Here is a 26,168-nt window from a genome sequence, read left to right as displayed (position 1 = left end):
GGTGAAACACTCCGTCCCCACACCTCACCGACGCCCAGCGCTCCGAAAATGCCTGCGCTGAGCCATGTTTCATCGGCGACGAATCATCCTACGCCGCACCGTCCCTCGGCGCGGCAGTTCGCACACACCCGGTCGACCGGCCCTGCTTACCGAGTAGTCACCGATCGGCCTCGGCCAGTTCGGCTTTCACCACCGAGAAGGCGACCGACGGGCTGTAGCCGCGGCGGGCCAGCATGTCGACCAGGCGGCGGGTGGCTTTGGCGCGGTCGAGGTCGGCGGGTAGGGAACGGATCTTGCGGCGCACCAGTTCCGCGGCGTCCTGTTCGTCACCGGGGACCGGTCTGCGTGGAGATCGGCGGGGCGGTTCGACCTCGTCGTCGGCGGAGTCTTTCGCGCGCCCGAGCCGGGCGGGTACCTGCTCGCCGGTGGCGTCGGGCCCGCGATGTCGTGCGGGTGGCGCGTGTTCGAAGCCCGCGTCGGCGAGTTCGGCCGTGACGACGGCGAAGGCGGTGGACTGGTCGTAGCCGCGGCGGGCGAGCATGCCGACGAGTCGGCGGGTCGCCTTGTCGCGATCCAGATCCCGGGAGAGCGTGGCGAGTTTGCGCCGGACCAGGTCGGTGGCGCGAGCGCGTTCGGCCTCGTCGGTGACGGCGGCGAGCGCGTTCTCGGCGGCGCCGGGTGCGACACCCTTGTCCCTGAGTTCGCGCTGCAACGCCTTCTTGCCCCGGCCGGAGTAGGTGTGCCGTTCGTGCACCCACTGTTCGGCGAAGGCGGTGTCGTCGATGAGGCCCACCTCGGCGAGGCGGTCGAGCGCGGCGGCGGTCACCTCGAGCCGGAAACCCTTCTCGCCGAGCCGCTTCTCCAATTCGGCGCGGCTGCGGGCCCGCACGGCCAACAGGTTCAAACAGGCGTCTTTGGCCTGGTCCACGGTGGCGCCGGGCCGGTCGCCCGGGGCGAGCCGGCGTGTGCCGGCCCGCCTGTCGGGCTCTCCCGGCTCGGATCCGGCCGCCACCGGATCCGCCTGCCGTCCGTCGTCACCACCGACGACGGTCGGCAGGGAGTCTGCTCCCCCGCTCCCCCACTCTTCATGATCGACACCGGTCCGCGCAGCGGAATACCGTGATTGGTGACGATCGGCGAATCCGGTCGGGTGCGCGCGCTGCGGATCGCCCGCACCCGGCCGAATTCTCCTCGCACCCGGATCGGCTCGTGCGGCACGAGCCGATCGGGCGAGTTCGGTGGCGCCGTCCCCGGATTCGCCCGCCCGCGTCAGGGACTCCGGCTCGACCTCGATACCGAGGCGGGCCAGCTGCCTGCGCATGTCCTCGACCGGATCGGCCGAGTCGCGGCGGGCACGGCGACCGGGGTGCGGCGCGCTCACGCGATCAGAAGTCGGCGGGGGCGTCGGCCTCGGCGGTCAGGTCGGCGCCGATGCCCAGCTTCTCCTTGATCTTCTTCTCGATCTCGTCGCGCACGTCGGTGTTCTCCAGCAGGAACTTGCGGGCGTTCTCCTTGCCCTGGCCCAGCTGGTCGCCCTCGTAGGTGTACCAGGAGCCGGACTTGCGGATGAAGCCGTGCTCGACACCCATGTCGATGAGCGAGCCCTCCTTGGAGATGCCCTGGCCGTAGAGGATGTCGAACTCGGCCTGCTTGAACGGCGGGCTCACCTTGTTCTTGACGACCTTCACGCGGGTGCGGTTGCCCACCGCGTCGCTGCCGTCCTTGAGGGTCTCGATGCGGCGCACGTCCAGGCGGACCGAGGCGTAGAACTTCAGCGCCTTACCACCGGTGGTGGTCTCCGGCGAGCCGAACATCACGCCGATCTTCTCGCGCAGCTGGTTGATGAAGATGGCGGTGGTGCCCGAGCTGTTGAGCGCACCGGTCATCTTGCGCAGCGCCTGGCTCATGAGGCGGGCCTGCAGGCCGACGTGGCTGTCTCCCATCTCGCCCTCGATCTCGGCGCGCGGCACCAGGGCGGCGACGGAGTCGATGACGATGATGTCGATGGCGCCGGAGCGCACCAGCATGTCGGCGATCTCGAGCGCCTGCTCACCGGTGTCGGGCTGGGAGACCAGCAGCGCGTCGGTGTCGACGCCGAGCTTGCGGGCGTAGTCGGGATCGAGCGCGTGCTCGGCGTCGATGAACGCGGCCACGCCACCCGCGGCCTGGGCGTTGGCCACCGCGTGCAGGGCGACGGTGGTCTTACCCGAGGATTCCGGGCCGTAGATCTCGACGACGCGACCGCGCGGCAACCCGCCGATGCCGAGGGCGACGTCGAGGGCGATGGAGCCGGTCGGGATGACGGAGATGGGCTGGCGGGCCTCCTCGCCCAGCCGCATGACGGCGCCCTTGCCGAAGCTCTTCTCGACCTGCGCGAGTGCCAGTTCCAGCGCTTTGTCGCGATCGTAAGCCTGCGGTGCCATGGTGTGATCCCCTTCTCGAGGTGAGTGTCTCTCTGGTTGGCGCCCACAGTAGAGGCCGGCACCGACAAGTTCTGGCGCCCAGATTAGTCGAACACCCATTCGAGTCAAGCGACGCGCCCGGCAACACGCGGACCTGCCCTCGCCACCAGCGATCCCGCAGCGAAACCGGGCGTCATCACCGCGGGTCAGCGCTGCGGCAACACCGTCTCGTCCCCCTCGGCGCGGGGCCCGAGGATCCGGCGCTCGGACTCCGCGATGGGCACGTCGTCGATACTGGCCTCCCGGCGCGCCATCCGCCCGTCCGCCGCGAACTCCCACTGTTCGTTGCCGTAGCTGCGCCACCACTGCCCCGTCGCGTCGTGCCACTCGTACTGGAAGCGCACGGCGATGCGGTTGTCGTGGAAGGCCCACAGGTCCTTGCGCAGGGCGTAGCCGTTCTCGGTGGCCCATTTGCGGGTGAGGAACTCCACGATCGCGGCGTGGCCGGTGAAGAACTCGTCGCGATTGCGCCACACCGAGTCCTCGGTGTAGGCCGCGGCGACGCGCTCGGGATCGCGGGTGTTCCAGGCCGCCTCGGCGGCGCGCACCTTGGCACGGGCGGTGTCGAGGTCGAAGGGAGGCAGGGGTGGTCGCACGCCGGCGCCTTTCATGTAACCATTCATATTTGGTTGAACGGTTAGACCGTAGAACGACGGCGCTGCCATCGTCAACCCTTCGAAGACATCCAGCCGGTCAGGAGAGCGCAGTTGATAGCCTCGGGCATGCGTGATCCCCGTCCGCACTCCGGCGAACCACCTGCCCTGGACCTGCTCAACACCCGATGGCAGGGCACGGAACCCGGTGATCTGCTGACCGATCTCGACGGGTTGCGCACCTGGCTGACGCTGCTGGACCTGGCCGACCGCGTCCCCGCCGACCCGCGGACCCTCGCCGCGCTGCGCGCCACCCGCTCCGCCCTGCACGACGCCGTCACGCGCGCCGAGTACGCCCCGCTCAACCGGGTCCTGGCCCACGGGCGGGTCCGGCGGGAACTGACCGAGGCGGGCCCCCGCGAGATCCCGGAGGTGGACGACCCGGCGTGGTTGCCCGGGTGGCTCGCCGCCGACGATCTGCTGCGACTGCTCACCGCGGCACCCCAGCGGATCCGCCAGTGCGCGCACCCCGACTGCGTGCTGTTCTTCTACGACACGTCCAAGAACGGCACCCGCCGCTGGCACTCCATGGCGACCTGCGGCAATCGCGCCAAGGCCGCCCGGCACTACGCCAAGGAGCGGCCCGTTCAGAACAGTTCGTCGAGCAGCCGGTAGTAGTCGAGCTTGCCGCGGTCCGGATCGGGCAGGCCGTAGGCGGTGAAGAAGGCGGTGACCGCTTCGGGACCGAAGTCGCCGGACAGGTCGCGGTCGGCCAGGGCCAGGTCGCGGTAGCGGTCGGCGCGGCCCAGGGCGCCGGCATCGAGCAGCAGGCCACCGGCGAGGACGTTGCCGGGAGTGAAGTCGCCGTGCGTGACGACCAGGTCCTCCTCGGCCGGTCGCTGCGCGCGCAGCCGGTCGAGGACCTCGGCGGGGGTGAGGCCGCGGTGGTCGTCGTCGAAATCGGTGGGGTCGACGAAGCCCTCGACGACCGCGCGGTGCGCCTGGGCGAGGGTCACGTCGAGTTCGCCCGCGAAGGGGCAGCGCGCGACCGGCAGCGCGTGCAGCGCGCGCAGCACGGTCCCCATCAGCGTGCCGACCTCGTGCGCTTCCGTGGCTCGGGCGAGCGACTCCGCGCCCGCGTCGGCCAGGACCAGCACGTCCTCGGCGAAGGCCGACACCTCCGGGACCGCGATCCCGTTGTCGCGCAACCAGATCAGCCGCTCGTACTCGGCCACCGCGCGCGGGCCCCGCTTGATCCAGTACCCGCCCGCGCGCAGCAGATTACCGCCGCGGCCCTCGTGCTCGCCGGACCAGGCCGGGAGCGGGCCGAGCAGTTCGGCGACGGCCGGAGGCAGCGGCAGCGCCAGTTCCGCGAGGTGGTCCAGGGCGGCCCTGGTGGATTCGATGAGTTCGGAATCACCCTCGGCCACCCGCCGCCTCATCGCCTCGTTGAGCAGCTGCGCGGCCTCTCGCGGACGATGCTGTTCGGCGAGCGACTTGCCCAGGTGGTGGGCGGCGAAGGAGACCAGGTCGGGGTCGTCCAGGGCCCGGCTGAGCTCGAGAGCCCGCCGGTAGAGGACCTCGGCGCGGGCGGGTTCGCCCTGGTAGCGGTAGACATCGGCGAGATTGATCCAGACGGTGATCCGCCGCTGCTCGGTGTCGGCCAGCTCGAGGGCCTGGTCGAGCCGGTCGAGGGCCTGGTCGTAGCGGCCCAGCAGCATCAGGGCGATGCCCAGCCTGCGCAGGCCCGCGAAGTCGTGCGGGTCGGCGACCGCGACGCGGGCCGCCAGCACCTCGGGGTCTGCCGGGATCATCCGCAACCGCTCGTCGAACCGGTACGGGCGGGACGGGTTCTGCGCGGTCAGGGCCATGGCCGGATCACCAGCGCGACCGGGGGACGTCGAATTCGGCGCACAGCGCCCGCCACACGTCCCGCGGATCGGTGCCCGCCTCGATCGCGGCCGCGCCGGTTCTGCCGAACGTCGGGATGACGTGGTCGGCGAGCAGGGCGTCGGCGCGCGCCGTGCCGAACTGCGTGTGCATCAGTTCCTGGAATTCGGTCAACCGCACGCTGCCCAAGATACTCGCGCTCGGTGACCGCCGTCAGCGCCGCCGCGTCGCGCGGGCCCTCACCCGGCGGCCCGGTGACAGATCTCGACCGGGTCCTCGACCTCCGTCGCGCTCTCGGCGGCCCGACGCGCCGCGGCGGTGAAGGCCGGGTCGTCGAGCACCTGCCGGACCGCGGTGCCGACGGCCTCGGGCGTCAGCGGGCGCACCAGCAGCGAACTGCCCTGGCGGACCGCGCGATTGGCGAGTTCCCACTGGTCACCCCCACCGGGCACGGTGACCACCGGCACCCCCGCCGCCAGCGACTTGGCGAGCAGCCCGTGGCCGCCGCCACCGACGACCACCGCGGCGTGGGTGAGCAGTTCGTCCTGACGGCCAAGGCCCGCGGTCGCCCAGGCGGGCAGGTCGGCGGGCGGGGTGTCCAGGGTCGAGATCGCCACCCGCACATCGAGTCCGGCCAGGCCGTCGAGGACGGTCTCGGCCATCGCGGCCACGCCGGTGTGCGCGGTGGAGGGCGCCACCATCACCAGCGGGGCCTGTCCCGGCGGCAGCGGGAGCACGGCCTCGGTCGGCTCCCACAGCAGCGGGCCGATGACATGGGTGTCGGCGGGCCAGTCCGGCCGGTCCACCTCCAGGGCGGGCAGGGTGGCGACCAGCCGGGCGGTGGGGCCCGGCTCCTCGGCGGGCAGACCGATGCTCTCCCTGGCCGCCCCGCGCTGCCGGTGCCCGGTGCGCACGGCACGCGCGGTCATCGTGCGCAGGACGCCGTCGCGCATCCGGCCGCGCACGCCCTCTCCCGGCGCCAATCCGCTGCCGATCGGCGGCAGGGCCTTGGAAGGCAGGTACAGCGGGTGCGGGGACAGTTCCACCCAGGGCAGCCGCAGCCGTTCGGCGGCCATCCCACCGCCGGCGGTGAGCACGTCGGAGACGATGAGGTCGGGCAGCATCGCGCCCAGCTCGGGCAGGTTCTCGGTCGCGATGTGGGCGGCGCGTTCGTGGATGCGCGCGCCCGCGTCGGCGTCGTCGTCGACCGCGCGCGGCGCCAGGCCCTTGAGCCTGCGCACACCGATACCCGCCGCGCGGGCGGGCTCGAGCCAGCGCGGTCCGGTGAACAGCACCGGCTCGTCGCCTGCCGCCAGCAATCGCAGACACAACGCGATCGCGGGAAACGCATGCCCCGGATCGGGCCCGGCCACCACGGCAATTCGCATGCGCCACAGCCTGCCACACACGATCTGGGCAGGCCGCCGAGGTGGTGGCCGGGTTCAGCCCGCGAAGGTGAACAGTTCGAAGCCGACCGCGTGCTCGGCGGGGAAACCGTCCCTGGGGCCGGTGGCCCGGTCGACGATGGCGCGCACCTGTTCCTCGACCGGCACCGGGCTGAGCACCTGCAGGTAGCGGCGGTGCGCCGACAACGAGGCGCGCGCCTGCTCCAGGAAGGCGCCGACATCGACCGCGTGCGTCGCCACCGGGCCCATCACCGCGGCCCAGCGCGCCGACCACGGCTCGAGCTCGGCCAGCTCGGGGAAGATCCATTCGTTGCCCGCGTCGGAGATGGCGTCCATGGCCGAGCGGCCGACGGCGCGGTGATCGGCGCTGTTGACGAAACCCGGTGCCCAGGTGTCGCCGAAGTTGAACAGCACCACCATCTCCGGGCGATGCCTGCGCAGCGCGGCGGCCAGATCGCGGCGCAGGGCCAGGCCCTCCTCGATGCGGCCGTCGGGATGGTCGAGGAATTCGACGGTGTGCACGCCGACCTCGCGGGCGCCGGCGATCTCCTCGATCTCGCGCAGCGGGCCCGCCCGGTCGGGCGGCATGCCCGCGATCCCGGCCTCCCCCCGGGTGACCAGCAGGTAGCGGATGTCCTTGCCCTGCCGGGTCCAGCGGGCGACGGCGGCGGCCGCGCCGTATTCGATGTCGTCGGGGTGCGCGACGATCACCAGGCCGCGCTGCCAGTCCTCGGGTAGCTGCTCCACCTCGCCCATGCTAGGCGCAGGCCCCGACCGATCACTGCTTGCTGAGCGGGCTCTGCTCGTTGGCGCCCGTCACCGCCTTGTACAGCAGGTAGACGCCGGTACCGATCGCGGCGATCACCAGGATCGGCAGCAGAGCCTTGATCAGCGCGCCGACGATCCAGATCGCGATCACCGCGACCACGACGATGCCGATGACTTTCCAGACCATGATGGGACTCCTTGCCGGTTCCGCGACCGCCGTCCGGCGATCCGTGACTTCGATGCTTCCATTCCTGTGCCGATAAATCACCAGGTCAGCGCCGATATCCGGGTGGAGATCAGGGTTCACCCCGAGACCGGGGGAACCGGACCGGCCAAAGCGGGCACCCGGGCCGGGGCCTGCGTCCATAATCGGGGCTCACGCGCTAGGAGGAGTCCATGGAACCCATCGTCACAGTCGCCGGTGGTGCCATCCGCGGCCGCACCGAACACGGCGTCACCCGGTTTCTCGGGGTGCCGTACGCGGCGGCGCCGGTGGGACCGCGGCGGTTCCGGCTGCCCGAGCCCGCGCCCGCCTGGGAGGGGGTTCGCGAGGCGACCGAGATGGGTGCCACCTGCGCGCAGTCGCCGTATCCGGCGCCGATCCACGCACTGCTCGGCAGCGACGGCATCCCCGGTGAGGAGTACCTGAACGCCAACGTGTGGACGCCGGACCCGGCGGCGCGCGGGCTGCCGGTCATGGTGTGGATCCACGGCGGGGCGTTCGTGCGCGGGTCCAACGCGCGCGCCATCTACGACGGCACCGCGTTCGCGCGCGACGGCGTGGTGCTGGTGTCGATCAACTACCGGCTCGGGGTGTCCGGGTTCGCCGTGCTCGACGGCGCGCCACCCAATCGCGGTCTGCACGATCAGCTCTGCGCGCTGCGGTGGGTGCGCGACAACATCGCCGCGTTCGGTGGCGATCCGGACAATGTGACGATCTTCGGTGAGTCCGCGGGTGGGATGAGCGTGGCCGCGCTGATCGCGGCGCCGCAGTCGGCGGGGCTGTTCCGCCGCGCGATCGTGCAGAGCGCCAACGGGGCGGTCGCGGCCGATCCCGAGGACGCGCGCCGGGTGTCGGCCGCGCTGGCCGAGGAGCTCGGAATCGCGCCGACCGCCGCCGATTTCGGCGCGCTCGGCCCGGACGAGCTGCGCACCGCCCAGAACGCGGTGGCGCTGGCGGTGATGATGGACCCCGATCCGCAGCGCTGGGGCAGCACCGTGATCGAGCAGGGTCTGGGCATCATGAGCCTGTTCCCGGTGCGCGACGACGACATCGTGCCCGGCCCCGCCACCGAGGTGCTGGCCGCGCATCCCGAGCGCGCGGTGCCGCTGATCACCGGCACCACCGCCGACGAGTTCCGGTTCTTCACCGTGCCGACCGGCCTGGCCGCCGGGATCACCACCGACACCCTGCCGTTCGTGCTCACCCGATACGGCATCGATCCCGGGGTGGCCGAGGCGTATTCGGCCCAGCGGCCCGACGCGTCCCCGCCGGAGATCTTCAACGCGATCCTCACCGACTGGTGTTTCCGCTCGGGCACCCTGGACTTCGCCGACGCCAATGCCGCGGGCGCGCCGACCCACGTGTACGAATTCGCCTGGCCCACCGGGATCTCCGGGCTCGGTGCCTGTCACGTGCTGGAGATCCCGTTCGTCTTCGACGCCCTGTCCGCCGCGCACACCCTCACCGGCCCGAATCCGCCGCAGGACCTGGCCACCGAGATCCACAGCGCCTGGGTCCGTTTCGCCACCGACGGCACGGTCGGCTGGCCCGCCTACACTCCCGAAGCCACCCATGTCCGGCTCTTCGACTCCCCCGGGTCCTCCACCGTCACCGACCTGCGCGCCGGCGAACTCGCCGCCCTCCGCCAGGCCATCCCTCGCCCCTGAACAGCAGCACGGACCGGTCCCCGCGCGGGGACCGGTCCGTGTGACAGGACTAGCGGGAGGATTCCCGGTGAATGGTGGCGGGACCGCGGTCGGCCATCTCGGTGAGGGCCTGGGCCCAGCCGTCGAGGCGGTCGGCGGCTTCGCGCAGGTCGGCGACGATGCCGTTGAACTGGTAGGCGACGACGGTGTCCTCGGGGACGGCGAGGATGCGGGCCGCGGCGGCGACGAGCTGTTCGTATTCCACGACGCCGGTCGACAGCCGGGTGACCACGTCGGCGACGGTGGTTTTCAGGGCCGCGACGGTCTCCGGATTGGCGCGCCCGACGGTATCGGCGGCCTGTTCCATGGCGACCACGTCGGCGGCGAGCGCGTGCAGGGCGGCGGCGCCGGAGCCGGCCGTGTCGAGCAGGTCGCGCAGTTCGTCCGCGGGGAGGCGGCGGGTGCGGCCGATCTGGGACCGGAGCCCGTGCAGGGCCCGTTCGGCCCGCAGGAGCCGCTGGATGGGCGCACGCGCGGCCGAGCGGACGCCCGGTGACTTGCGTGCCACGAAGGCCGCCTGCGGCAGCGGCTTGTCTCGCAACTGCAGGTAGCGCCGGGCGCTGAGGGCGGTCCCGGTGACGAACGCGACCGCGCCGCCCCCGATCACCACCACCGCCCAGGCGGGTGCCGACACCACGGCCAGCCCCACCGCCCCGACCGTGGTGATCCCCGACGCGGTCCCGAGCTGGAAACTGCGCCTGCGCGCACGCCGCCTGCGCCGCAACTCCCGCTCCCGCGGATCGGCCCAGCGCCGCACGGCGACGAGCGCCTGCTCACCGACCCCGCGCAGGGTGGCGGGCACACCACCGGCCGCCGTGTGCGCGACGTCCGCCGGCTCGACGATCTCGGCGCGCTGACGCCGCGTCTTCCCGCTCATCTCCCGTTCCTTCCGCCCTGTCGAACACCAGGACCACCCGGCTACCCGAGAACCCTACGACCACCCTCCGACAACAACCCAGATCGCGAGGCCGACAGCCGGACCGCCGAACGGCCCGTCACCCTAGACACCGCCCGAGTCGGTCACCGACCACACCGCACCCACCAAACCCGCCCTGACCGCACTCCCAGCCCCGCACCCGCGACCCCGAGGAGCGGCGGCCACGAAGTGGCCGGTCGCGGCCGGGTCGCCGGTCAGGCGCCGTTGCGTACGCGACGAAGGAGCAAGCAACGGTGCCTGACCGGCGGCCCTCCAGGGGCCGCGACCTCGAGCGCGCCAGCGCTCCAACAAACACTGGCAGACTGGACGCGTGACAGACACGCCCGCGGCTTCGCTTCGCGGACCCCTACGCCCGATCGAGCTGGCCACCGCGGCGGTCATGGCCGGTCTCACCGTCGGCCTGATCACCGTCGGTTCGCTGGTTCCGATGGCCGCCGCACTCCAGCTGGTCGCGGCGGTCCCGCTGGGGTTGCTGGCCCACCGCTACCGGCTGCGTGCCCTGGTCACCGCCACCATCGCGGCCACCCTGGTCACCTTCGTGGCCGCGGGGATCATGCCCGCGCTGGGTGTGCTCGGCGCGGCCACGCTGGCGGGCATCATCGGCACCGTGAAGCGCCGGGGTGGCGGGTTGGCGACTGTGCTGATGTGGTCGGTGGTGGCGGGCGCGGGCTGGTCGCTGTTCACCGTGGGCACGCTGCTGCTGTTCAGCCGCACCAGGCAGCTGTTCTTCGACGCCATCCGCAACACCGCCCAGGGCATCCAGAATCTGGCGGCCCGGCAGTCCCAGCTCGAACCGCTGGGCCGGATGGCCGCCGAGGCCACCGACGCGGTGCTGCGCTGGTGGTGGCTCTACATCGGCGCCTCGGTGGCACTCGGCGTGGTCACCAGCGCGGTGATCTCCTGGTTCGTGCTCGGCTCGGTGCTCGACCGGCTGGCCTGGCTGCCCGGCAGCGACCGCCTCGACGCCCCCGCCGACGACCGGCCGGTGGCGCCGCTGCCGGTGAGCCTGCACGATGTCGGTTATCGCTACGAGGGGGCGAGCACCGACGCGCTGGCCGGGATCGAGCTGACCATCGGGCCCGCCGAGTTCGTCGCCGTCGTGGGGCACAACGGGTCGGGCAAGTCGACGCTCACCCGCGTGCTGGCAGGGCGCCCACCGACCACCGGCACCGTGCGGCGCCCCGGCTCGGCCGGGCTGGGCGAACTCGGCGGCACCGCGCTGGTGCTGCAACGCCCGGAGAGCCAGACCCTGGGTGTCTCGGTGGCCGACGACGTGGTGTGGGGCCTGTCGGCCGAGCTGGCGGGCGAGGTGGACGTGGACGGCCTGCTCACCGAGGTCGGCCTGGCCGGGATGGGCGCGCGCGAGACCGCCACGCTCTCGGGCGGCCAGCAGCAACGTCTCGCGGTGGCCGCCGCGCTGGCCCGCCGCCCCGCGCTGCTCATCGCCGACGAGGCGACCTCCATGATCGACCCCGACGGCCGCCGCGACCTGGTCGCCCTGCTGGCCGAACTGCCCCGTCGCCACGGCACCGCCGTCGTGCTGGTGACCCATCACGAAGCCGACGCGAGCGCCGCCGACCGGGTGATCCACCTGGCGAACGGCCGCATGGTCGAGCACCTGGCGAGCTGGCCGCAACCGGCCCGCGACCAGCGCCGACGCCCCATGGGCGCGCCGATCCTGGAACTGTCCGGCGTGCGCCACACCTACAACCGCGGCACGCCGTGGGAGGCGCCTGCCCTGCACGGTGTCGACCTGACGGTGCGCCAAGGCGAGGCACTGCTGATCGTCGGCGGCAACGGTTCGGGCAAGTCGACGCTGGCCTGGATCATGGCCGGTCTGGTCGCCCCGAGCGAGGGCCGCTGCACGCTGCGCGGCGCCCCGGTGGACAAGAAGATCGGCGATATCGCGCTGGCCTTCCAGCACTCCCGGCTGCAATTGCAGAAGCAGACCGTGGGCGCCGAGATCGCCGACTGGGGTGGCCGGGCGACCGGCTCCGGCGCGGTCGGGCAGGCACTGGACGCGGTCGGTCTCGATCGCAGGCTGGCCGCGCGCTCGATCGAGGAACTCAGCGGCGGGCAGGCCAAACGGGTGGTGCTGGCCGCGATGGTGGCCAGCCGTCCGCAGGTGGTGGTGCTCGACGAACCGCTGGCGGGCCTGGACCCGCAGGGTCGCGCCGAGATCGTGGAACTGCTCGCGCGGCTGCGGGATTCGGGGCTGACGCTGATCGTCATCTCGCACGACGTGGCCGATATGGCCGCGGTGTGCGACCGCACGGTGCACCTGGACTCGGGGGTGATCGCCGAGACCGCACGTCAGCCGGTCACCGCCGCGGCGGGCCGCGAACCGGTCTGGCGCCTGGACAATCCGCCACACAACGAACCAGGGATCCGATGAGCACCGTTCTGCTGCGCGAGGTTCCGGTCGACAGTGTCGTGCACCGGCTCTGGGCCGGGACCAAGATGATCGCCGCGTTCCTGATCAGTCTGCTGCTGATGTTCCTGCCGATGTGGCCGGTGCTCGGCCTGATCATCGCGTTCCTGGTGGTGATCTGGGTGGCCGCGCGCCTGCCGATCCGCACGCTGCCGCGGCTGCCGTGGTGGTTCTGGGGGCTGGTCGCCCTCGGCGCGCTGATCAACGCCCCGATCGGCACCAAGGCGCTGCTCGGCTACGCGCAGGTGTTCGTCTTCGGCATGGTGCTGGTGGCCGCGTCGTTCCTCATCGCCTACACCACGCCGATGGGTGAGGTGGCGCCCGCGCTGGCGAAACTCGGTGCGCCCCTGCGCAAGCTGGGCCTGCCGGTCGACGAGTGGGCGGTGGTCGTCGCGCTGACCCTGCGCGGTCTGCCGCTGCTGCTCGACGAGATCCGGGTGCTGCGCGCGGCCCGCAAGCTGCGCCCCAAGGACAACCTGATCCATCGCGCCGCCGACCAGAACCCGCTCATCGACATCCTCACCGCCTGCATGGCGGTGGCCTCGCGGCGGGCGGGCGAACTCGGCGAGGCCATCACCGCCCGCGGCGGCACCGGCATGCTCACCGCGCACCCGAGCAGGCCCGGGCGCAACGACGCCATCGCGCTGGTGATCGTCGTCGCGGTGTGCGCGGGCGGGGTGGTGCTCGGCGCCGCGCTCTGACGCCCGGCCTCCCGCCCGCCGCCCGCGCACCGGGCGATACTGACTCGCGTGACCGACAGCGAGCAGGCGGTACCTCCCTGGCAGCGGCCCACCGAGGGCGAATCCCGGCTCGCCGCGACGGCCGCGATCCTGGGGATCGTGGTGGTGCAGGTGCTGCTGCCCAACGAGTTCCTGCCCTCGCCCCCGTGGGTGCTGCCGGTGCTGGAACTGGGTGTGCTGCTGATCCTGCTGGTCGCCAATCCGAGCCGGATGGACCGGGAGGAACGCTGGATCCGCTTGCTGAGCCTGGTGCTGGCCGGGCTGATCAGCTTCGCCACCGCGCTGTCGGCGCTGCGCCTGCTGCACGCCATCGTCACCGGCCAGGTCGGCCAGGAACCGGCCGAGCTGCTCGGCAGCGGCGCACTGATCTGGGCGACGAATGTGATCGCCTTCTCGCTGTGGTACTGGGAGTTCGATCGGGGCGGTCCGGCGGCGCGAGCCAACGGCCGGCAACCCGTTCCGGACTTCCTGTTCCCGCAGATGCAGGACCCCGGCGTCGCCGACCGCGACTGGCGGCCGGAATACCTGGACTACCTGTACCTTTCCTTCACCAACGCCGCCTCGTTCGCGCCCGCGGACGTGTTGCCGCTCTCGCGCTGGTGCAAGGCGGTCATGCTGGCGCAAGCGATGATTTCGCTGGTCATCGGCGCGTTGGTGATCGCACGGGCGGTCAACATCCTGCATTGATCTCATAGCAATTAACTATGAGAAATTTCAGGTTTAAAATCGGATTCCACTCTTCGGCAACCCGATAGCGGGCTATGGTTCAACCGACAATTCGAGCTGGACCGCTACACGCGCCGTCACTCGGTTCTCCGGGGGAGCCACGACCGCGGCGCTTTCGTTTGGGCACGTCAAATCGTTTGGCACGTCACCTGATGAACCAGATGGGAACGTACACATGATCATCCGTAAGATCGCCGCGGTCGCCATCCCAGCGCTCGCGGCAGCACTCGTCGGCTCCGGAATCTCGCACGCCGACCCGGTCACCCCCAATGTCGACTACCGCACCGAACTGGTCGGCAACAAGGTGGTCACCACCCTGACCAACGGGACCTTCGAGCTCACCGGCAATGGGGTCGAGATCCGCGACCAGGCCGGGGCCACCGTGGTCGCCCTGCCGCTGTCGGTGCGTGACGGCAGTCTCGAGTACCCGCTGCCGCACGCGGTGAGTCAGAACCAGACGGTCCTGGAGATCACCGCCGTGAAGGACGTGGCGCTGGCCAAGCCGAATCTCACGCCGGTCGCCTCGCCCGCGGAAAACTATGCGGCACAGGCGAACTTCGCCTCGACCTTCGGTCTGGCCACCGCCGTCGGCAGCTTCGTCGGCATGGCCATCGGCGCGGTGATCGGCCTGGTCGTCGGTGCCGCGGCCGGTGGCGTCGGCGCGATTCCCGGCTTCATCACCGGGGCCAGCATCGGCGGCATCATCGGCAGCCTGGTCGTCGGTGGTCCCACCCTGATCGTGGCGGGCCTGGACCTGATCAACACCCTGGCCGCTCCGCCCGGCACCACCCAGTGGGCTCAGCAGACCAACTAGCCCGCAGCACAGCGACTTCCGCGCCGAGCCGGGCACAATCCGCCGGCCCGGCGCGGAAGTAGCTCGCGGAAACAATCGTGCCGAGGCCCGGAATCGACTCCGGGCAAACTCCCGGCACGCTGATCCGGCGGACCGGTGGCGGCCGGTCCGCCGGGCCGGATCAGTGCTGTTCGCGCAGCGCCTTCTTGGCCGCTTCCTGGGCCGAATCGACCTGGCCCGCGAACTTCCCGCCGGTCTTGGCGTCGACCACATCACCGGCCTTGTCGATGACGCCCTCGACCTTGTCGGCGTTCTTGGCCGCCAGATCCATCGCCTTGCCCGCCAGGTTCTTGAAATCCACCGTGCACTCCTCGTGTGTCCAACCGGTTCAACGCGATCACCCTAGCAACACCACAGCTTTCGTGGACAGGGCTCAGCGCCGCGAACCCGTCACACCGTCCCACACCGGATGCCACAGCCTGCCGGTGTCGGTCCACGCCTGGAACCGGACGGTGCCGGTGAGTTCGGGGTCGACCCACTGCGCGTCGCGACGCTCGTCGGCGGTCAGCTCGTTGACGAACGGTGACGTCGCGCGCGCGAGCCGCGCCAGTTCGGTGGCGATGCGGTTCGCCTGCTCGTCACCGAAGCCGGTGCCCACCCGGCCGATGTAGACCAGCCCGTTCTCGTGCGGAATCCCCAGCAGCAGCGACTTGAACCGGCGCTTCTCGCTGCGCCGCCACCCGCCGACGACCACCTCCCTGGTGCGCCAGTTGCGCTCCTTGAGCCAGGTCTGGGCCCGCTTGCCCGGCTGATACACCGAGTCGCGCCGCTTGGCGACCACGCCCTCCTGCCCCTGGTCGCGACTGTCGGCCATCGCCTCCGCGCCCGAACCGTCCAGCAGCATGGACACATTCATCGACGGTGCCAGCCTGCCCAGCGCCTCGAGCACGGTCCGGCGATCGGTGTACTTCTTGCGCAGCAGGGAGGTGCCGTCCAGGTGCAGCACATCGAACGCGACGAAGATCGCACGCGCCGAATCCGCTTGCAGCGCCGAGATATCCGAGAGCCCGGCCTCGTCCAGCACCACCGCCTCCCCGTCGAGCACCACCCGGTGCCCGGCCAGTTCCTGACCGAGGGCGGCCATGCGCGGATAGCGCGCGGTGACGGTGTTGCCCGCCCGGCTGCGCACGGTGACGGTACCGTCCTCGATCTCGACGATCACCCGGAAGCCGTCCCACTTGGTCTCGAAGGCCCAGTCGCGCGCCGACAACCCGGTCACCTCACCCGCCGTCGCGAGCATGGGTGAGAGCCCACGCGGCAGCGTGCCGGAACCGTTGTGCGACACCGGTTCCCGACGGGTCTGGTCACGCATGTAGTGCATGAGCCACTGGTCACCCTTGGTCTGGATGAAGGCGTAGCGGCCGTGCAGGCGCTCACCGTCGAACTCGACGATCACCTCGTCCTCGCGCCACTTCTCGGTGAGGTAGGTGCCCGAATCCCAGATGGTCATCTCCCCCGCGCCGTACTCGCCCTTGGGAATGGTGCCGTGGAAATCCAGGTACTCCATCGGGTGGTCCTCGGTGCGCACGGCCAGGCGGTTGTGTTTCGGCTCGGTCGGCGGACCCTTGGGGACGGCCCAGGAGGCGAGCACGCCTTCGTGTTCGAGGCGCACGTCCCAGTGCAGGCGGCGGGCGTGGTGTTCCTGCACGACGTAGCGATTGCCGGGGCCGGACGCGGGTACGGCGGCGGGGACGGGTTCGGGGGTGCGTTCCGGATCGCGCATGCTGCGGTACTTGGTGAGCGCGTCGGCCAGGGGCGGGTCGAGGGCGGCGAGCAGGTCGCCGTCGGCCTGCCAGCGGGCCAGCACCTCGTCGAAACGCAACTGGCGCAGGGCATCCGCGTCCTCGATCTCGGCCCAGGTGCGCGGGGCGGCGGCGTGCGGCTGGGCGCGGCCGCGCAGCGAATAGGGGGCGATGGTGGTCTTGGCGGCGTTGTTCTGGCTCCAGTCGAGGAAGACCTTGCCGGTGCGGGCCGCCTTGGCCATGGTCGCCGTCACCAGATCCGGGTGCAGCTGTTGGAGATTGGTGGCCACCTGCTTGGCCACGGTCGACGCGCCCGACGAACTCATGACGCGATCCAGCGGCACGTAGAGATGAATTCCCTTGCTACCACTGGTCACCGGGAACGCCCGCAGACCGATCCCGGCCACCATGTCACGCACGGCCAGCGCCACCCGCGCGCACTCGGCGAGCCCGGCGTCCGGGCCGGGGTCGAGATCGAACACGATCCTGGTGGCGGGCCCGCGCCGCTCGCCGTCGAAACGCCATTGCGGCACATGGACTTCCAGTGCGGCCTGCTGGCCCAGCCAGGCCAATCCCGCCTCGGAGTCGATCACCGGATACACCACCCGGCGGCTGGAATGCTCCATGGCGACGCGCCGGATCCAGGCGGGCGCGTGCTCGGGCAGGTTCTTCTCGAAGAAGTCGGCGTGGTCCACGCCGTTGGGCCACCGCTTGCGGGTGACCGGGCGCCCCACCAGGTGGGGCAGCATCGCCGGGGCGATCGCCGAATAGTAGGCGATCACCTCACCTTTGGTCGTTCCGGTCGCCGGGTACAGCACTTTGTCGAGGTTGCTGAGCTCGACCTCGATACCCGGTTCACCCGGCGCGCCCCGGAACTCCCGGCGGACCATCGACGCGGTTCGGCGGCGGGGACCGATGCCCGGCCCCCGCGAGCCGAATCAGGCCTTCGGCCCCGGATCGGTCGGTGCGGGACCGCCGGTGGCGGGCCCGGCGCCCGGCTGCTGCGGCGGAACGACCTTCTTGGCCGCGTCCTTGCCCTTTTCGATCTTGTCGCTGTACTTGCCGCCGGTCTTCTCATCGATGAACGAGCCGGCCTTGTCGACCGCGTCGTTGATCTTGTCGGCGTTCTGGGCGGCCGCGTCCTTGCCCTTACCGAGCAGGCCCTTCAAGGTATCCACGAGACTCATCTGCCGAAATTCCTTTCGCGAGGAGGTTCACTCCACATCTTCCCACCACGAAACCCGCGGTGGGAGGTCATTCGGAACCACCCGCTGGCCCGGCTTGGGTACGACCGTGGCCGTTCCGGCCGCGTCGGCGGCCTCGACCAGCCGCCGCACGGGTTCGGCCCAGCGGTGGAAGGCCAGGTTGAAGGTGGCCCAGTGGATCGGGACCAGCAGCCCGTGGCCCGGGTCGCCCAGGCACAGGTCGGCGTGCGCGCGCACCGCCTCCTCGGGATTCATGTGCACATCGGTCCAGCGCTCGTCGTAGGCGCCGATGGGCAGCAGCGTCAGATCGAACGGGCCGAGCACCGCGCCCGCCTGCGCGAACGCCTTGGTGTAGCCGGTGTCGCCGCCGAAATACACCCGCTTGGTGGGCCCGGCCAGCGCCCAGGACGCCCACAGCGTGGTGTTGCGGACCAGGCCGCGACCGGAGAAATGCCTGGCCTCGGCACAGGTGACGGTGAGTCCGCGATCGTCCTTGCCGTGGCCCAGCGAGACCGAACCACCCCAGTCCAGCTCGATGATCCGGTATTCGGGCACACCCCACTGCCGCAGGTGGGCGCCGATGCCGGTGGGCACGACGAAGGGCGCGAGCTGACCCCGGACCAGCTCGTCGACGGTGGCCTTGTCGAGATGGTCGTAGTGATCGTGGGAGATGATCACCGCGTCGACCTTCGGCAGCGTGGCCAGCGCGCCGGGCACCGGATGCAGGCGGGCCGGGCCGATCAGCGGCGAGGGCGAGACCCGCTCGCTCCACACCGGGTCGGCCAGCACGCGGTAGCCGTCGAGCTCGATCAGGGCGCTGGCGTGCCCGTACCAGGTGACCGCCAGCTCGGCGGCCTGTTCCGGGACGGCGGGGGTGACCAGCGGCACCGGCTTGCCCGGCCTGCCGACCCGGCCCTTGGTGAGTCCGGACCACAGCAGCGAGGGCGCGGCACCGGCCGCGAGCATGCTGCTGGGCTCGGTGTTGTGGAAACGGCCGTCCCGATAGGACGACTTACCCAGGGCGGTCGGCTCGATGGCCGACGGCCCGGCGCCGAGCGCGGTGGGCAGACCCCACACCGCGCGCGCCACCCAGGCGAGCCCGAGCGAGCTCGCCACCGACCCCGCGACGCGCGCGAGGCTCATCACCGGCCCACGAATTTCGCGGGACGCTTCTCCTGCCGAGCCAATCGACCCTCCTTCGCGTCGTCACTGGTCCAGGCGGCTTCCAGCGCGGCCTGCTGGATCGCGCTGGCCGGTGCCCTGGTGCCGTCGTCGTTGAGCATGAGCTTCATCGCCCGCAGCGACAGCGGGGCCAGCGCGGCGATGGACTTGGCCCAGTCCTTGGCATCGGCCAGGGTGCCCAGCTTGTTGGCGAAGCCGTACGCGTAGGCGTCGGCGGCCGAGACCGATTCGGCGCCGAGCAGGATGGTGCGGGCCGGGCCGCCGCCGATCAGTGAGACCAGCCTGCTCACCGTCCACCGGTCCACCGAGATGCCCAGCTTGGCCGCGGGGACCGCGATGTAGGCGTCGGGCTCGATCACCCGCAGGTCCGAGGCCAGCGCCAGCTGCACGCCCGCGCCGAGCGCGCCGCCGTTGATCGCCGAGATCACCGGCACCGGAAGCGATTCGATGGTGTGCAGCATGTCGAGCAGGCCGCCCAGGAACGATTCGGAGTACACCCCGGTCAGGTCGGCACCGGCGCTGAAGATGGGGCCGCGGCCGGTCAGCACGATGACGCGGGCGCCCTGGTCGACGGCGTCGAGCATCGCGGCGCGCAGCTGGCCGACCAGGTCCTCGTTGAGCGCGTTGCGACGCTGTTCGCGCTGCAATTCGATAGTGATCACGTCACCGTCGCGGGTCACGCCGAGCATGGATCCTCCCCTGAAGGAACGGGTTCACTGAATGTCTTCACTTTGCCACAGGCCGTGGTCGACGCCCCGTAAGGCGATAGCATCGGCGGCTGTGGCGACCGACTTCGACATCCTGGTGATCGGCGCGGGCCAGGCCGGGCTGTCGGCCGGTTATCACCTGCGCAGGCTGGGACTGGTGCCCGAACGCGATTTCCTGATCGTCGACCACGCACCCGGTCCCGGCGGCGCCTGGCAGTTCCGCTGGCCCTCGCTCACGCTCACCACGGTGAACCGCGTGCACGACCTGCCGGGAATGTCCTTCGCCGAGACCCTGCCCGCCGGCTCGGCGTCCGCGCCCGCCGCGACCGCGGTGCCGCACTACTACGAACTCTACGAAAAGCGCTTCGACCTGCGGGTTCGTCGCCAGGTCACGGTGTCGGTGGTCTGTGACCGGACCGCCGACGGCCACAGCTGCGCGGGCCGCGGCGAGGTGTTGCAGGTGGAGACCGAGGGCGCGGGAACGCTGCGGGTGCGCGGGCTGGTCAACGGCACCGGCACCTGGGAGCACCCGTTCATCCCGGTGTATCCGGGCGCGGGCGGCTTCGCCGGACGTCAGCTGCACACCCGCGACTACCGCACCCCCGACGAGTTCGCGGGCAAGCACGTGGTGGTGGTCGGCGGTGGGATCTCGGCGGTGCAGCTGCTCGACGAGATCTCCCAGGTGACTTCCACCACGTGGGTCACCAGGACCGAGCCGCGCTGGCGCGAGACGCCCTTCGTGGAACAGGACGGCCGCGACGCGGTGGCGATCGTGGAGGACCGGGTGCGACGCGGGCTGCCGCCGGGCTCGGTGGTCTCGGTGACCGGCCTGCCCCTGGACGACCGGCTGCGCGCCGCGCGCGAGCGTGGCGCGCTGGACCGGCTGCCGATGTTCGAGCGGATCGAGCCCGACGGGGTGCGCTGGGCCGACGGACGGTTCCAGCACGCCGACGTCATCCTGTGGGCCACCGGCTTCCGCAGCGCCCTGGACCATCTCGCGCCGCTGCGGCTGCGCGGGCCCGGCGGCGGGATCACCATGACCGGGCGGCTGGCCACCCAGGTCGCGGTCGACCCGCGCGTCCACCTGATCGGCTACGGGCCCTCGGCCAGCACGATCGGCGCCAACCGGGCCGGACGCGCGGCGGCCGTGGAACTGACGCGCTACCTGGGAATCACTCCAGACCGGCGCTGAAGGTGCCGGGATCGGGGCCCACACGGGTGCCCTTGTCGAGGCGGTTGATCGCCTCCATCGCCTCGGCGCCGAGTTCGAAGGTGAACACGTCGAAGTTCTCCGCGATCCGCGAGGGCGTCACCGACTTGGGGATGACGATATTGCCCAGCTGCAGATGCCAGCGGATGATCACCTGCGCGGGCGTGCGGTCGAGTTCCTCGGCGATGCTCGCGATGGTGGGGTTGTCCAGCAGCGTGCCCTGCCCGAGCGGGCTCCACGCCTCGGTGGCGATGGCGTGGTTGGCGCCGTACTGGCGCAGGTCGCGCTGGGACAGGGTGGGGTGCAGTTCGATCTGGTTGACCGCCGGGGTCTCCCCCGTGTCGGCGATCAGGGTCTCCAGGTCGATCACCCGGAAGTTCGAGACACCGATCGAGCCGACGCGTCCCTGCGACTTCAGCGCCTGGAACGCGCGGAAGGTGTCGACGTAGCGGCCCGCCGAGGGCACCGGCCAGTGGATGAGATACAGGTCTAGATAGTCCAGACCCAGACGTTTCATGCTGGCATCGAAGGCGCGCAGCGTGGAGTCGTAGCCCTGATCGGCGTTCCACAGCTTGGTGGTCAGGTAGATCTCGTCGCGCGGGATGCCCGACTCACGGATGGCGCGGCCTACGCCTTCCTCGTTTCCGTAGACCGCGGCCGTGTCGATACTGCGGTAGCCGACCTTCAACGCCTCGGCCACCACTCCGGTGACGTCCTCCGCGGGCACCTGGAACACGCCGAACCCCAGTTGCGGGATCACGTTCCCGTCGTTGAGCACGATGGTGGGAACGAGGCTGCTTGCGCTACGGAAGGTCACCCTTCCGACCGTAGAAGTGCTTCGCCGTACCGTCAACGACGCCGACCTGCGTGTTTCCCCGAGTCGCGGTGGGGTGCGAACCGGGGCGTGGGTCAGTAGACCACCCCGGTGAGCCCGATCCGGCGGTAGCGGACCCGCCGCGAGGCACGCAACTCGACGGGCGCGACGGTGCGCAGGGCGGCGAGTTCCTCGGTGACGGCCAGCACCACGCGCCGGGCGAAGGCGACGGGTTCGGCTGCGGCATCGGGATATTCGCCGACGATGCGGTCGACGACACCGTCGCGATGCAGGTCGATCGCGCGAATGCCCTGGGCGTCGGCCAGTTCCGGCGCGTGCGCGGTATCGCGGAAGACGATCGCGCTCGCGCCCTCGGGCGGCAGCGGCGCGAGCCAGCCGTGCGTGGCGGCCAGGACGCGGTCGGCGGGCAGCAGCGCGAGCGCGCCACCGCCGGTGCCCTGGCCCAGCAGGATCGAGACCGTCGGGGTGTCGAGGGTGACGAGATCGGCCAGACAGCGGGCGATTTCGGGGGCGAGCCCGCGTTCCTCCGCCTCTTTCGACAGCGCCGCGCCGACGGTGTCGATCACCAGCACCAGCGGGAGTCGCAGTTCCTGGGCCAGCGCCATCGCGCGGCGCGCTTCGCGTAAAGCGGCCGGGCCCATGGTGTGTTCGCCGCGCTGGCCGGATCGGTCGTGACCGAAGACGACACAGGGCTGTCCACCGAAGCGGGCCAGAGCCAGCACGACGGTGCGATCGGATTCGCCCTGGCCGGTGCCGCTGAGCGGAACACGGTGTGTCACATGGCGTAACAGGTCACGGATGCCCGGACGCCCGGGCCGCCGGGTGCTCAGTACCGAATCCCAGGCGCTGGCAGTGGTATTCGCCGCCGTCACCGGACTCAGCACGGGCGCAGCCCATCCCGGCTCCGCCGACACCGGCATCACCGCACCGCTGGCCACGCTCAAGGCGCGGTGGGCGATGCGGCGGAACACCTCCACCGGGACGACGCCGTCGATCACGCCATTGCGGTAGAGGTTCTCGGCGGTCTGCACGCCGGGCGGGAAGGGCTTGCCGTAGAGCGCCTCGTAGACGCGCGGACCGAGGAAGCCGATGAGCGCGCCGGGTGCGGCGAAGGTGATGTGCCCCAACGATCCCCAGGAGGCGAACACGCCGCCCATGGTCGGATCACGCAGGTAGACGAGATAGGGATATCCGGCGGCCTTGTGCACGGTGACCGCGCCCGCGATCTTCACCATCTGCACGAAAGCGACGGTGCCCTCCTGCATCCGGGTGCCACCGGAGGTCGGCGAGGCGATCAGCGGCAGACCCAGTTCGGTCGCGCGCTCCACCGCGGACACGATCCGTTCCGCCGCGGCGACACCGATCGAACCAGCCAGGAACGCGAACTCGCACGCGATCACCGCCACCCGGCGCCCACGCAACAGGCCCTCGCCGGTGAGCACCGACTCGTCGGTGCCCGCGCGCACGGTGGCCTCCACCAGTTCCTGGCGGTAGCGCGGGGTGATCGGGGGCTCGACCGGGGGCTGATCCCAGCTCACGAAGGTCCCGGAATCGAGCAGCTGACCGAGCAGCTCATTCGCCGACATACGCACGAACAGAGCCTAGCGGGACCGGTCGGCGACGCGGATCACCGCGGCGCGACCCGGCCCGGAGCCGGACCAGGAGTGGGGGCTGCGGCCTTCATCGCGGCAGCCCCGCTTCCGGTCAGTAGCCCTGCATGACCTTGCGCAGGGCGTACTCGGTGAGCGAGACCAGGGCCTGCTTGGCGGGCTCCCGGCGACGGGCGTCGATCGACATGATCGGCACGTCGGCGGGAACAGCCAGCGCCTGGCGGATGTCCTCGAGCGGGTACTTCGGGGCGTCGTCGAACTCGTTGAGCGCCACCAGGAACGGCAGGCCGCGCGCCTCGAAGTAGTCGACGGCGGCGAAGCTGTCTTCCAGCCTGCGGGTGTCGACCAGCACCACGGCGCCGATGGCACCGCGGATCAGGTCGTCCCACATGAACCAGAACCGGTACTGGCCCGGGGTACCGAACAGGTACAGCACCAGGTCGTCGGCGAGGCTGATACGGCCGAAGTCCATCGCCACCGTGGTGGTCGACTTCATCGGAATCCCGGTCAGGTTGTCGATTCCGGTACTGGCGTTGGTGACCAGCGCCTCGGTGCGCAGCGGAACGATCTCCGACACCGCACCGACCAACGTGGTCTTACCGACACCGAAGCCACCGGCGACAACGATCTTCGCCGAAGTCGGCTTGCTCGTGCGGGTGTCGACCTGCGCCGTCGAATCAAATACGCCGGAGTCCACTGAGAACCCTTTCGATCAGCTCGCGACGTTCATCGTCGCTGGAATCGTCTTTCAAAGTCGCCGAGACTCGCACGTGACCGGCCTCGATGAGGTCGGCGACGAGAACCCGCGCTACACCGATCGGTATACCCAATTGGGCAGCTATCTCGGCAACGGACGGCGATTGCCTGCACAACTCCACGATGGACGTTTCGAGGTTGTTCAGTTCGAACTGCCGCTCCATGGCGACCGGATGCGATGCGACGAGTGCCTCCAGCGCCAACTCGACCGCCGGCCTGGTGCGGCCGGCAGTCAAGGAGTACGGGCGAACGAGGCTGGGCTCGGCGCTCCCCATGCGGTGATCGTCTATGTCCATCCCACCATCAGGAACCCATCGTGACACGTGGCGTGGCCTGGACGGTCTGGCCCACACGCTCGACCAACAAAGCCATTTCGTAGCCGACCTGACCGATGTCACACGAGGTGTTGGTCAGGACCGCGAGGTAGGAGCCGTCGCCCACTGCCATCAGCAGCAGGTAACCGTGCTCCATCTCGACGACGGACTGCAGTACAGTACCGCCTTCGAACAGATTCGACACGCCGACGGACAGACTCGCCAGGCCGGCGGTCACCGCGGAGAGCTGTTCCGCGCGGTCCACCGGGAGCTGGGCGCTCGCGGCCATCAGCAGGCCGTCAGCCGAGACCAGGACGGCATGGGCTACGCCAGGAACCTCGTTGGCGAAGTTCGAAACCAGCCAATCCAGCTGACGGTTCGTACCACCTAGATCGGGGTTCATCGGTCTCCTTTATCTCCGGTTAGGTTCATTGCCTTCATTGCGCGGCCATCCCGGACGCCCTGCTGGTGACGACTCAAGCTGGACCTGATCGTTTCGGGATCACGTTGCGGAGTGCTGTCGGCCTTGCCGGTGACACCACCGGGCACGAGCCTGCCGCCCGGATTGCGCTGAGGCAAGCCCGCGGCGGTACGAACCTCGGGTTTGGCCTCGCTGGCCCGGCGGGCAGCCTGCCAGCCGTCGTCACCGGGTGATTCGAAGGCGGCGGCCGCTTGGGACCGGTCGGAATTCTCGTCCGTGAGCCAGGCCGACATCATCTCCGCGAAGATCGGCGTTCCGCCCATGACGGAATCACCTTCCGGTGCCGGCTGCAACCTGGTCTGGAAGAACGACGCAGCCTTGGCCGGATTCGACCGGAAACTGTGCCGACCCGGATCGCGCCCTGCCGACGCAGCGCTCTCCGGCTCCGCAGGTTCCCGATCCCGTTGCGGCAGAGCCACTCCGGGCCCGGCGTTCGCCTGCGGTACCACAGTAGCGCCGGGGGCGCGCTGCGGCAGCCCATTCGGGCCACCCGGACGCGGCGGGGCCGAGTCGGCGGCAGGCGGCTGTCCGGCCGCGGGCGCCCGCTGCGGCAGACCCGAGGCCGGGTCACGCTGCGGCAGACCGGTCACCGGATCGCGCTGCGGGAGACCACCGGTCTGCTCACGCTGCGGCAGGCCACCGGACGGATCGCGTTGCGGGAGTCCACCGGTCTGGTCGCGCTGCGGCAGACCACCCGACGGGTCACGCTGTGGGAGTCCACCGGTCTGCTCACGCTGGGGCAGACCACCGGACGGGTCACGCTGCGGGAGGCCGCCGGTCTGGTCGCGGTGCGGCAGGCGCGGGGTCGGCTCACGCTGCGGGAGGCCGTTGGCCGGGCCGCGTTGGGGCAGGCCGGTCGACGGGTCACGCTGGATCGGGGCCGAATCCCGCTGCGGCCCACCGGCACCGCGCTGCGGGAGCCCGGTCGACGGGTCACGCTGCACCGACGACGGATCACGCTGCGGCAGACCCGTGGCGGGGTCACGCTGCGGCAGACCACCGGTCTGCTCACGCTGCGGCAGACCACCCGACGGGTCACGCTGCGGGAGACCGCCCGTCTGCTCACGCTGGGGCAAGCCGCCGGAGGGGTCACGCTGCGGGAGACCACCGGTCTGCTCACGCTGAGGCAGGCGGTTGGCCTGGTCGCCGCGCTGCGGCAGACCGGCCGACGGGTCGCGCGTCGGCGCGCCGTTGGCGCCCGGCGAACGCTGCGGCAGCCCACCCGGGGTCTGCTGCGGCTTGGCGGGTTCACGCGGCGGCAGGCCACCGGCGGGCGACGCCGACTCGCGCGACGGCGCACCATTGGCACCCGGCTGCCGCACGGGTAGGCCACCCGAGGACTGCGGCGCACCGGCGGGCTTGGCCTCGCCCGGCTGACCGGGCGCGGCGGG

At 71.0% G+C, this 26,168-nt stretch carries 25 protein-coding genes and 3 pseudogenes; 7 read left to right on the top strand and 21 right to left on the bottom strand.

The annotated features are described in order from the left end of the window. Nucleotides 1-157: 157 nt before the first annotated feature. The 4 genes and pseudogenes from ACWEMY_RS00140 to ACWEMY_RS00125 all read right to left on the bottom strand — a co-directional run. Nucleotides 158-310: pseudogene (locus ACWEMY_RS00140) on the bottom strand (recombination regulator RecX); the annotation flags it as partial. A gap of 162 nt (nt 311-472) precedes the next feature. Next, nucleotides 473-1,012: pseudogene (locus tag ACWEMY_RS00135) on the bottom strand (regulatory protein RecX); the annotation flags it as partial. 373 nt (nt 1,013-1,385) lie between these two features. Beyond that, nucleotides 1,386-2,423 carry a recombinase RecA gene (gene recA / locus ACWEMY_RS00130; protein ID WP_019048052.1) on the bottom strand — a complete coding sequence of 346 codons (1,038 nt, stop codon included), beginning with the start codon at nt 2,421-2,423 and terminating at the stop codon, nt 1,386-1,388. Nucleotides 2,424-2,608: 185 nt separating this feature from the next. Further along, nucleotides 2,609-3,073, bottom strand: a complete 465-nt coding sequence (locus ACWEMY_RS00125; RefSeq protein WP_452388218.1) for a nuclear transport factor 2 family protein — start codon at nt 3,071-3,073, stop codon at nt 2,609-2,611. A 111-nt stretch (nt 3,074-3,184) separates the two neighbouring features. Here ACWEMY_RS00125 and ACWEMY_RS00120 point away from each other — a divergent pair, with 111 nt between their 5' ends. Then, a complete protein-coding gene (locus ACWEMY_RS00120; protein ID WP_452388217.1) occupies nt 3,185-3,730 on the top strand; it encodes a CGNR zinc finger domain-containing protein in 546 nt (181 codons plus the stop codon). On the opposite strand, the gene ACWEMY_RS00115 is transcribed toward ACWEMY_RS00120, so the two are convergent. Genes ACWEMY_RS00115 through ACWEMY_RS00095 form a run of 5 tightly spaced genes read right to left on the bottom strand, consistent with a single transcriptional unit; the run spans nt 3,703 to nt 7,306 of the window. Continuing rightward, entirely contained in the window at nt 3,703-4,926 is a 1,224-nt protein-coding gene (locus ACWEMY_RS00115; RefSeq protein ID WP_452388216.1) for a tetratricopeptide repeat protein, read from the bottom strand. The two genes, ACWEMY_RS00120 and ACWEMY_RS00115, sit on opposite strands and share 28 nt — an antisense overlap. 7 nt (nt 4,927-4,933) lie before the next feature. Then, nucleotides 4,934-5,125 carry a DUF3046 domain-containing protein gene (locus ACWEMY_RS00110; protein ID WP_278263979.1) on the bottom strand — a complete coding sequence of 64 codons (192 nt, stop codon included), beginning with the start codon at nt 5,123-5,125 and terminating at the stop codon, nt 4,934-4,936. Nucleotides 5,126-5,184: 59 nt separating this feature from the next. Further along, the gene (locus ACWEMY_RS00105; protein WP_452388215.1) at nt 5,185-6,333 is read right to left on the bottom strand and encodes a glycosyltransferase; all 1,149 of its coding nucleotides are present in this window, start codon (nt 6,331-6,333) and stop codon (nt 5,185-5,187) included. A gap of 54 nt (nt 6,334-6,387) precedes the next feature. After that, on the bottom strand, nt 6,388-7,098 hold the full coding sequence (locus tag ACWEMY_RS00100; protein WP_452388214.1) for a PIG-L deacetylase family protein: 711 nt from the start codon (nt 7,096-7,098) through the stop codon (nt 6,388-6,390). Nucleotides 7,099-7,129: 31 nt separating this feature from the next. After that, nucleotides 7,130-7,306 (bottom strand): hypothetical protein, encoded by a 177-nt coding sequence (locus ACWEMY_RS00095; RefSeq protein ID WP_375929122.1) that lies wholly within the window; start codon nt 7,304-7,306, stop codon nt 7,130-7,132. 209 nt (nt 7,307-7,515) lie between these two features. Here ACWEMY_RS00095 and ACWEMY_RS00090 point away from each other — a divergent pair, with 209 nt between their 5' ends. Next, the gene (locus ACWEMY_RS00090; RefSeq protein ID WP_452388213.1) at nt 7,516-9,009 is read left to right on the top strand and encodes a carboxylesterase/lipase family protein; all 1,494 of its coding nucleotides are present in this window, start codon (nt 7,516-7,518) and stop codon (nt 9,007-9,009) included. A gap of 49 nt (nt 9,010-9,058) precedes the next feature. On the opposite strand, the gene pspM is transcribed toward ACWEMY_RS00090, so the two are convergent. Next, the gene (pspM, locus tag ACWEMY_RS00085; RefSeq protein WP_452388212.1) at nt 9,059-9,925 is read right to left on the bottom strand and encodes a phage shock envelope stress response protein PspM; all 867 of its coding nucleotides are present in this window, start codon (nt 9,923-9,925) and stop codon (nt 9,059-9,061) included. 370 nt (nt 9,926-10,295) lie between these two features. Here pspM and ACWEMY_RS00080 point away from each other — a divergent pair, with 370 nt between their 5' ends. The 4 genes from ACWEMY_RS00080 (at nt 10,296) to ACWEMY_RS00065 (ending at nt 14,696) form a co-directional block, all read left to right on the top strand. Next, nucleotides 10,296-12,380, top strand: a complete 2,085-nt coding sequence (locus ACWEMY_RS00080; protein WP_452388211.1) for an ABC transporter ATP-binding protein — start codon at nt 10,296-10,298, stop codon at nt 12,378-12,380. Beyond that, nucleotides 12,377-13,117, top strand: coding sequence for an energy-coupling factor transporter transmembrane component T family protein (locus ACWEMY_RS00075; RefSeq protein ID WP_375933936.1), 741 nt, complete (start codon nt 12,377-12,379; stop codon nt 13,115-13,117). The genes ACWEMY_RS00080 and ACWEMY_RS00075 overlap by 4 nt, the downstream gene beginning before the upstream one ends. Before the next feature lie 48 nt (nt 13,118-13,165). After that, nucleotides 13,166-13,843, top strand: a complete 678-nt coding sequence (locus ACWEMY_RS00070; protein WP_452388210.1) for a DUF1345 domain-containing protein — start codon at nt 13,166-13,168, stop codon at nt 13,841-13,843. 214 nt (nt 13,844-14,057) lie between these two features. After that, a complete protein-coding gene (locus ACWEMY_RS00065; RefSeq protein ID WP_452388209.1) occupies nt 14,058-14,696 on the top strand; it encodes an ammonium transporter in 639 nt (212 codons plus the stop codon). 160 nt (nt 14,697-14,856) lie between these two features. Here ACWEMY_RS00065 and ACWEMY_RS00060 read toward each other — a convergent pair whose 3' ends face one another. From ACWEMY_RS00060 to ACWEMY_RS00040, 5 genes are all read right to left on the bottom strand, one after another. Next, on the bottom strand, nt 14,857-15,036 hold the full coding sequence (locus tag ACWEMY_RS00060; RefSeq protein ID WP_375933927.1) for an antitoxin: 180 nt from the start codon (nt 15,034-15,036) through the stop codon (nt 14,857-14,859). A gap of 72 nt (nt 15,037-15,108) precedes the next feature. After that, on the bottom strand, nt 15,109-17,367 hold the full coding sequence (locus ACWEMY_RS00055; protein ID WP_452388208.1) for an ATP-dependent DNA ligase: 2,259 nt from the start codon (nt 17,365-17,367) through the stop codon (nt 15,109-15,111). Between the two features lie 48 nt (nt 17,368-17,415). Next, entirely contained in the window at nt 17,416-17,664 is a 249-nt protein-coding gene (locus ACWEMY_RS00050) for an antitoxin (RefSeq protein WP_375933921.1), read from the bottom strand. A 27-nt stretch (nt 17,665-17,691) separates the two neighbouring features. Continuing rightward, nucleotides 17,692-18,825, bottom strand: coding sequence for an MBL fold metallo-hydrolase (locus ACWEMY_RS00045; RefSeq protein WP_452388207.1), 1,134 nt, complete (start codon nt 18,823-18,825; stop codon nt 17,692-17,694). Continuing rightward, nucleotides 18,825-19,553 (bottom strand): enoyl-CoA hydratase, encoded by a 729-nt coding sequence (locus ACWEMY_RS00040; RefSeq protein WP_452388206.1) that lies wholly within the window; start codon nt 19,551-19,553, stop codon nt 18,825-18,827. Before ACWEMY_RS00040 ends, ACWEMY_RS00045 begins: the two co-directional genes overlap by 1 nt. Before the next feature lie 91 nt (nt 19,554-19,644). On the opposite strand from ACWEMY_RS00040, the gene ACWEMY_RS00035 reads away from it, so the two are divergent. Further along, nucleotides 19,645-20,763, top strand: a complete 1,119-nt coding sequence (locus ACWEMY_RS00035) for an NAD(P)-binding domain-containing protein (RefSeq protein ID WP_452388205.1) — start codon at nt 19,645-19,647, stop codon at nt 20,761-20,763. On the opposite strand, the gene ACWEMY_RS00030 is transcribed toward ACWEMY_RS00035, so the two are convergent. The 6 genes and pseudogenes from ACWEMY_RS00030 to ACWEMY_RS00005 form a co-directional block, all read right to left on the bottom strand. Continuing rightward, the gene (locus ACWEMY_RS00030) at nt 20,744-21,598 is read right to left on the bottom strand and encodes an aldo/keto reductase (RefSeq protein ID WP_452388204.1); all 855 of its coding nucleotides are present in this window, start codon (nt 21,596-21,598) and stop codon (nt 20,744-20,746) included. The two genes, ACWEMY_RS00035 and ACWEMY_RS00030, sit on opposite strands and share 20 nt — an antisense overlap. A gap of 92 nt (nt 21,599-21,690) precedes the next feature. Further along, nucleotides 21,691-23,202 (bottom strand): carboxyl transferase domain-containing protein, encoded by a 1,512-nt coding sequence (locus ACWEMY_RS00025; protein WP_452388203.1) that lies wholly within the window; start codon nt 23,200-23,202, stop codon nt 21,691-21,693. Nucleotides 23,203-23,320: 118 nt separating this feature from the next. Next, nucleotides 23,321-23,923, bottom strand: a complete 603-nt coding sequence (locus tag ACWEMY_RS00020) for a GTP-binding protein (protein ID WP_019044951.1) — start codon at nt 23,921-23,923, stop codon at nt 23,321-23,323. Next, the gene (locus ACWEMY_RS00015) at nt 23,904-24,278 is read right to left on the bottom strand and encodes a DUF742 domain-containing protein (RefSeq protein WP_019044950.1); all 375 of its coding nucleotides are present in this window, start codon (nt 24,276-24,278) and stop codon (nt 23,904-23,906) included. Before ACWEMY_RS00015 ends, ACWEMY_RS00020 begins: the two co-directional genes overlap by 20 nt. Nucleotides 24,279-24,285: 7 nt before the next feature. After that, the gene (locus tag ACWEMY_RS00010; RefSeq protein WP_011207200.1) at nt 24,286-24,699 is read right to left on the bottom strand and encodes a roadblock/LC7 domain-containing protein; all 414 of its coding nucleotides are present in this window, start codon (nt 24,697-24,699) and stop codon (nt 24,286-24,288) included. Beyond that, nucleotides 24,696-26,168 (bottom strand): annotated as a pseudogene (locus ACWEMY_RS00005) (sensor histidine kinase); the annotation flags it as partial. The gene ACWEMY_RS00010 and the pseudogene ACWEMY_RS00005, both read right to left, overlap by 4 nt.

This window comes from Nocardia sp. NPDC004415 (assembly GCF_053602435.1).
This window is presented reverse-complemented; position numbering and strand designations above follow the sequence as displayed.

What these genes read in the sequence shown, in the direction of transcription:
- recA (WP_019048052.1), bottom strand. Translation starts at nt 2,423, where the DNA reads ATGGCACCGCAGGCTTACGATCGCGACAAAGCGCTGGAACTGGCACTC.
- ACWEMY_RS00125 (WP_452388218.1), bottom strand. Translation starts at nt 3,073, where the DNA reads ATGAAAGGCGCCGGCGTGCGACCACCCCTGCCTCCCTTCGACCTCGAC.
- ACWEMY_RS00120 (WP_452388217.1), top strand. Translation starts at nt 3,185, where the DNA reads ATGCGTGATCCCCGTCCGCACTCCGGCGAACCACCTGCCCTGGACCTG.
- ACWEMY_RS00115 (WP_452388216.1), bottom strand. Translation starts at nt 4,926, where the DNA reads ATGGCCCTGACCGCGCAGAACCCGTCCCGCCCGTACCGGTTCGACGAG.
- ACWEMY_RS00105 (WP_452388215.1), bottom strand. Translation starts at nt 6,333, where the DNA reads ATGCGAATTGCCGTGGTGGCCGGGCCCGATCCGGGGCATGCGTTTCCC.
- ACWEMY_RS00095 (WP_375929122.1), bottom strand. Translation starts at nt 7,306, where the DNA reads ATGGTCTGGAAAGTCATCGGCATCGTCGTGGTCGCGGTGATCGCGATC.
- ACWEMY_RS00090 (WP_452388213.1), top strand. Translation starts at nt 7,516, where the DNA reads ATGGAACCCATCGTCACAGTCGCCGGTGGTGCCATCCGCGGCCGCACC.
- pspM (WP_452388212.1), bottom strand. Translation starts at nt 9,925, where the DNA reads ATGAGCGGGAAGACGCGGCGTCAGCGCGCCGAGATCGTCGAGCCGGCG.
- ACWEMY_RS00075 (WP_375933936.1), top strand. Translation starts at nt 12,377, where the DNA reads ATGAGCACCGTTCTGCTGCGCGAGGTTCCGGTCGACAGTGTCGTGCAC.
- ACWEMY_RS00065 (WP_452388209.1), top strand. Translation starts at nt 14,058, where the DNA reads ATGATCATCCGTAAGATCGCCGCGGTCGCCATCCCAGCGCTCGCGGCA.
- ACWEMY_RS00055 (WP_452388208.1), bottom strand. Translation starts at nt 17,367, where the DNA reads ATGGTCCGCCGGGAGTTCCGGGGCGCGCCGGGTGAACCGGGTATCGAG.
- ACWEMY_RS00050 (WP_375933921.1), bottom strand. Translation starts at nt 17,664, where the DNA reads ATGAGTCTCGTGGATACCTTGAAGGGCCTGCTCGGTAAGGGCAAGGAC.
- ACWEMY_RS00045 (WP_452388207.1), bottom strand. Translation starts at nt 18,825, where the DNA reads ATGAGCCTCGCGCGCGTCGCGGGGTCGGTGGCGAGCTCGCTCGGGCTC.
- ACWEMY_RS00040 (WP_452388206.1), bottom strand. Translation starts at nt 19,553, where the DNA reads ATGCTCGGCGTGACCCGCGACGGTGACGTGATCACTATCGAATTGCAG.
- ACWEMY_RS00025 (WP_452388203.1), bottom strand. Translation starts at nt 23,202, where the DNA reads ATGTCGGCGAATGAGCTGCTCGGTCAGCTGCTCGATTCCGGGACCTTC.
- ACWEMY_RS00015 (WP_019044950.1), bottom strand. Translation starts at nt 24,278, where the DNA reads ATGGACATAGACGATCACCGCATGGGGAGCGCCGAGCCCAGCCTCGTT.
- ACWEMY_RS00010 (WP_011207200.1), bottom strand. Translation starts at nt 24,699, where the DNA reads ATGAACCCCGATCTAGGTGGTACGAACCGTCAGCTGGATTGGCTGGTT.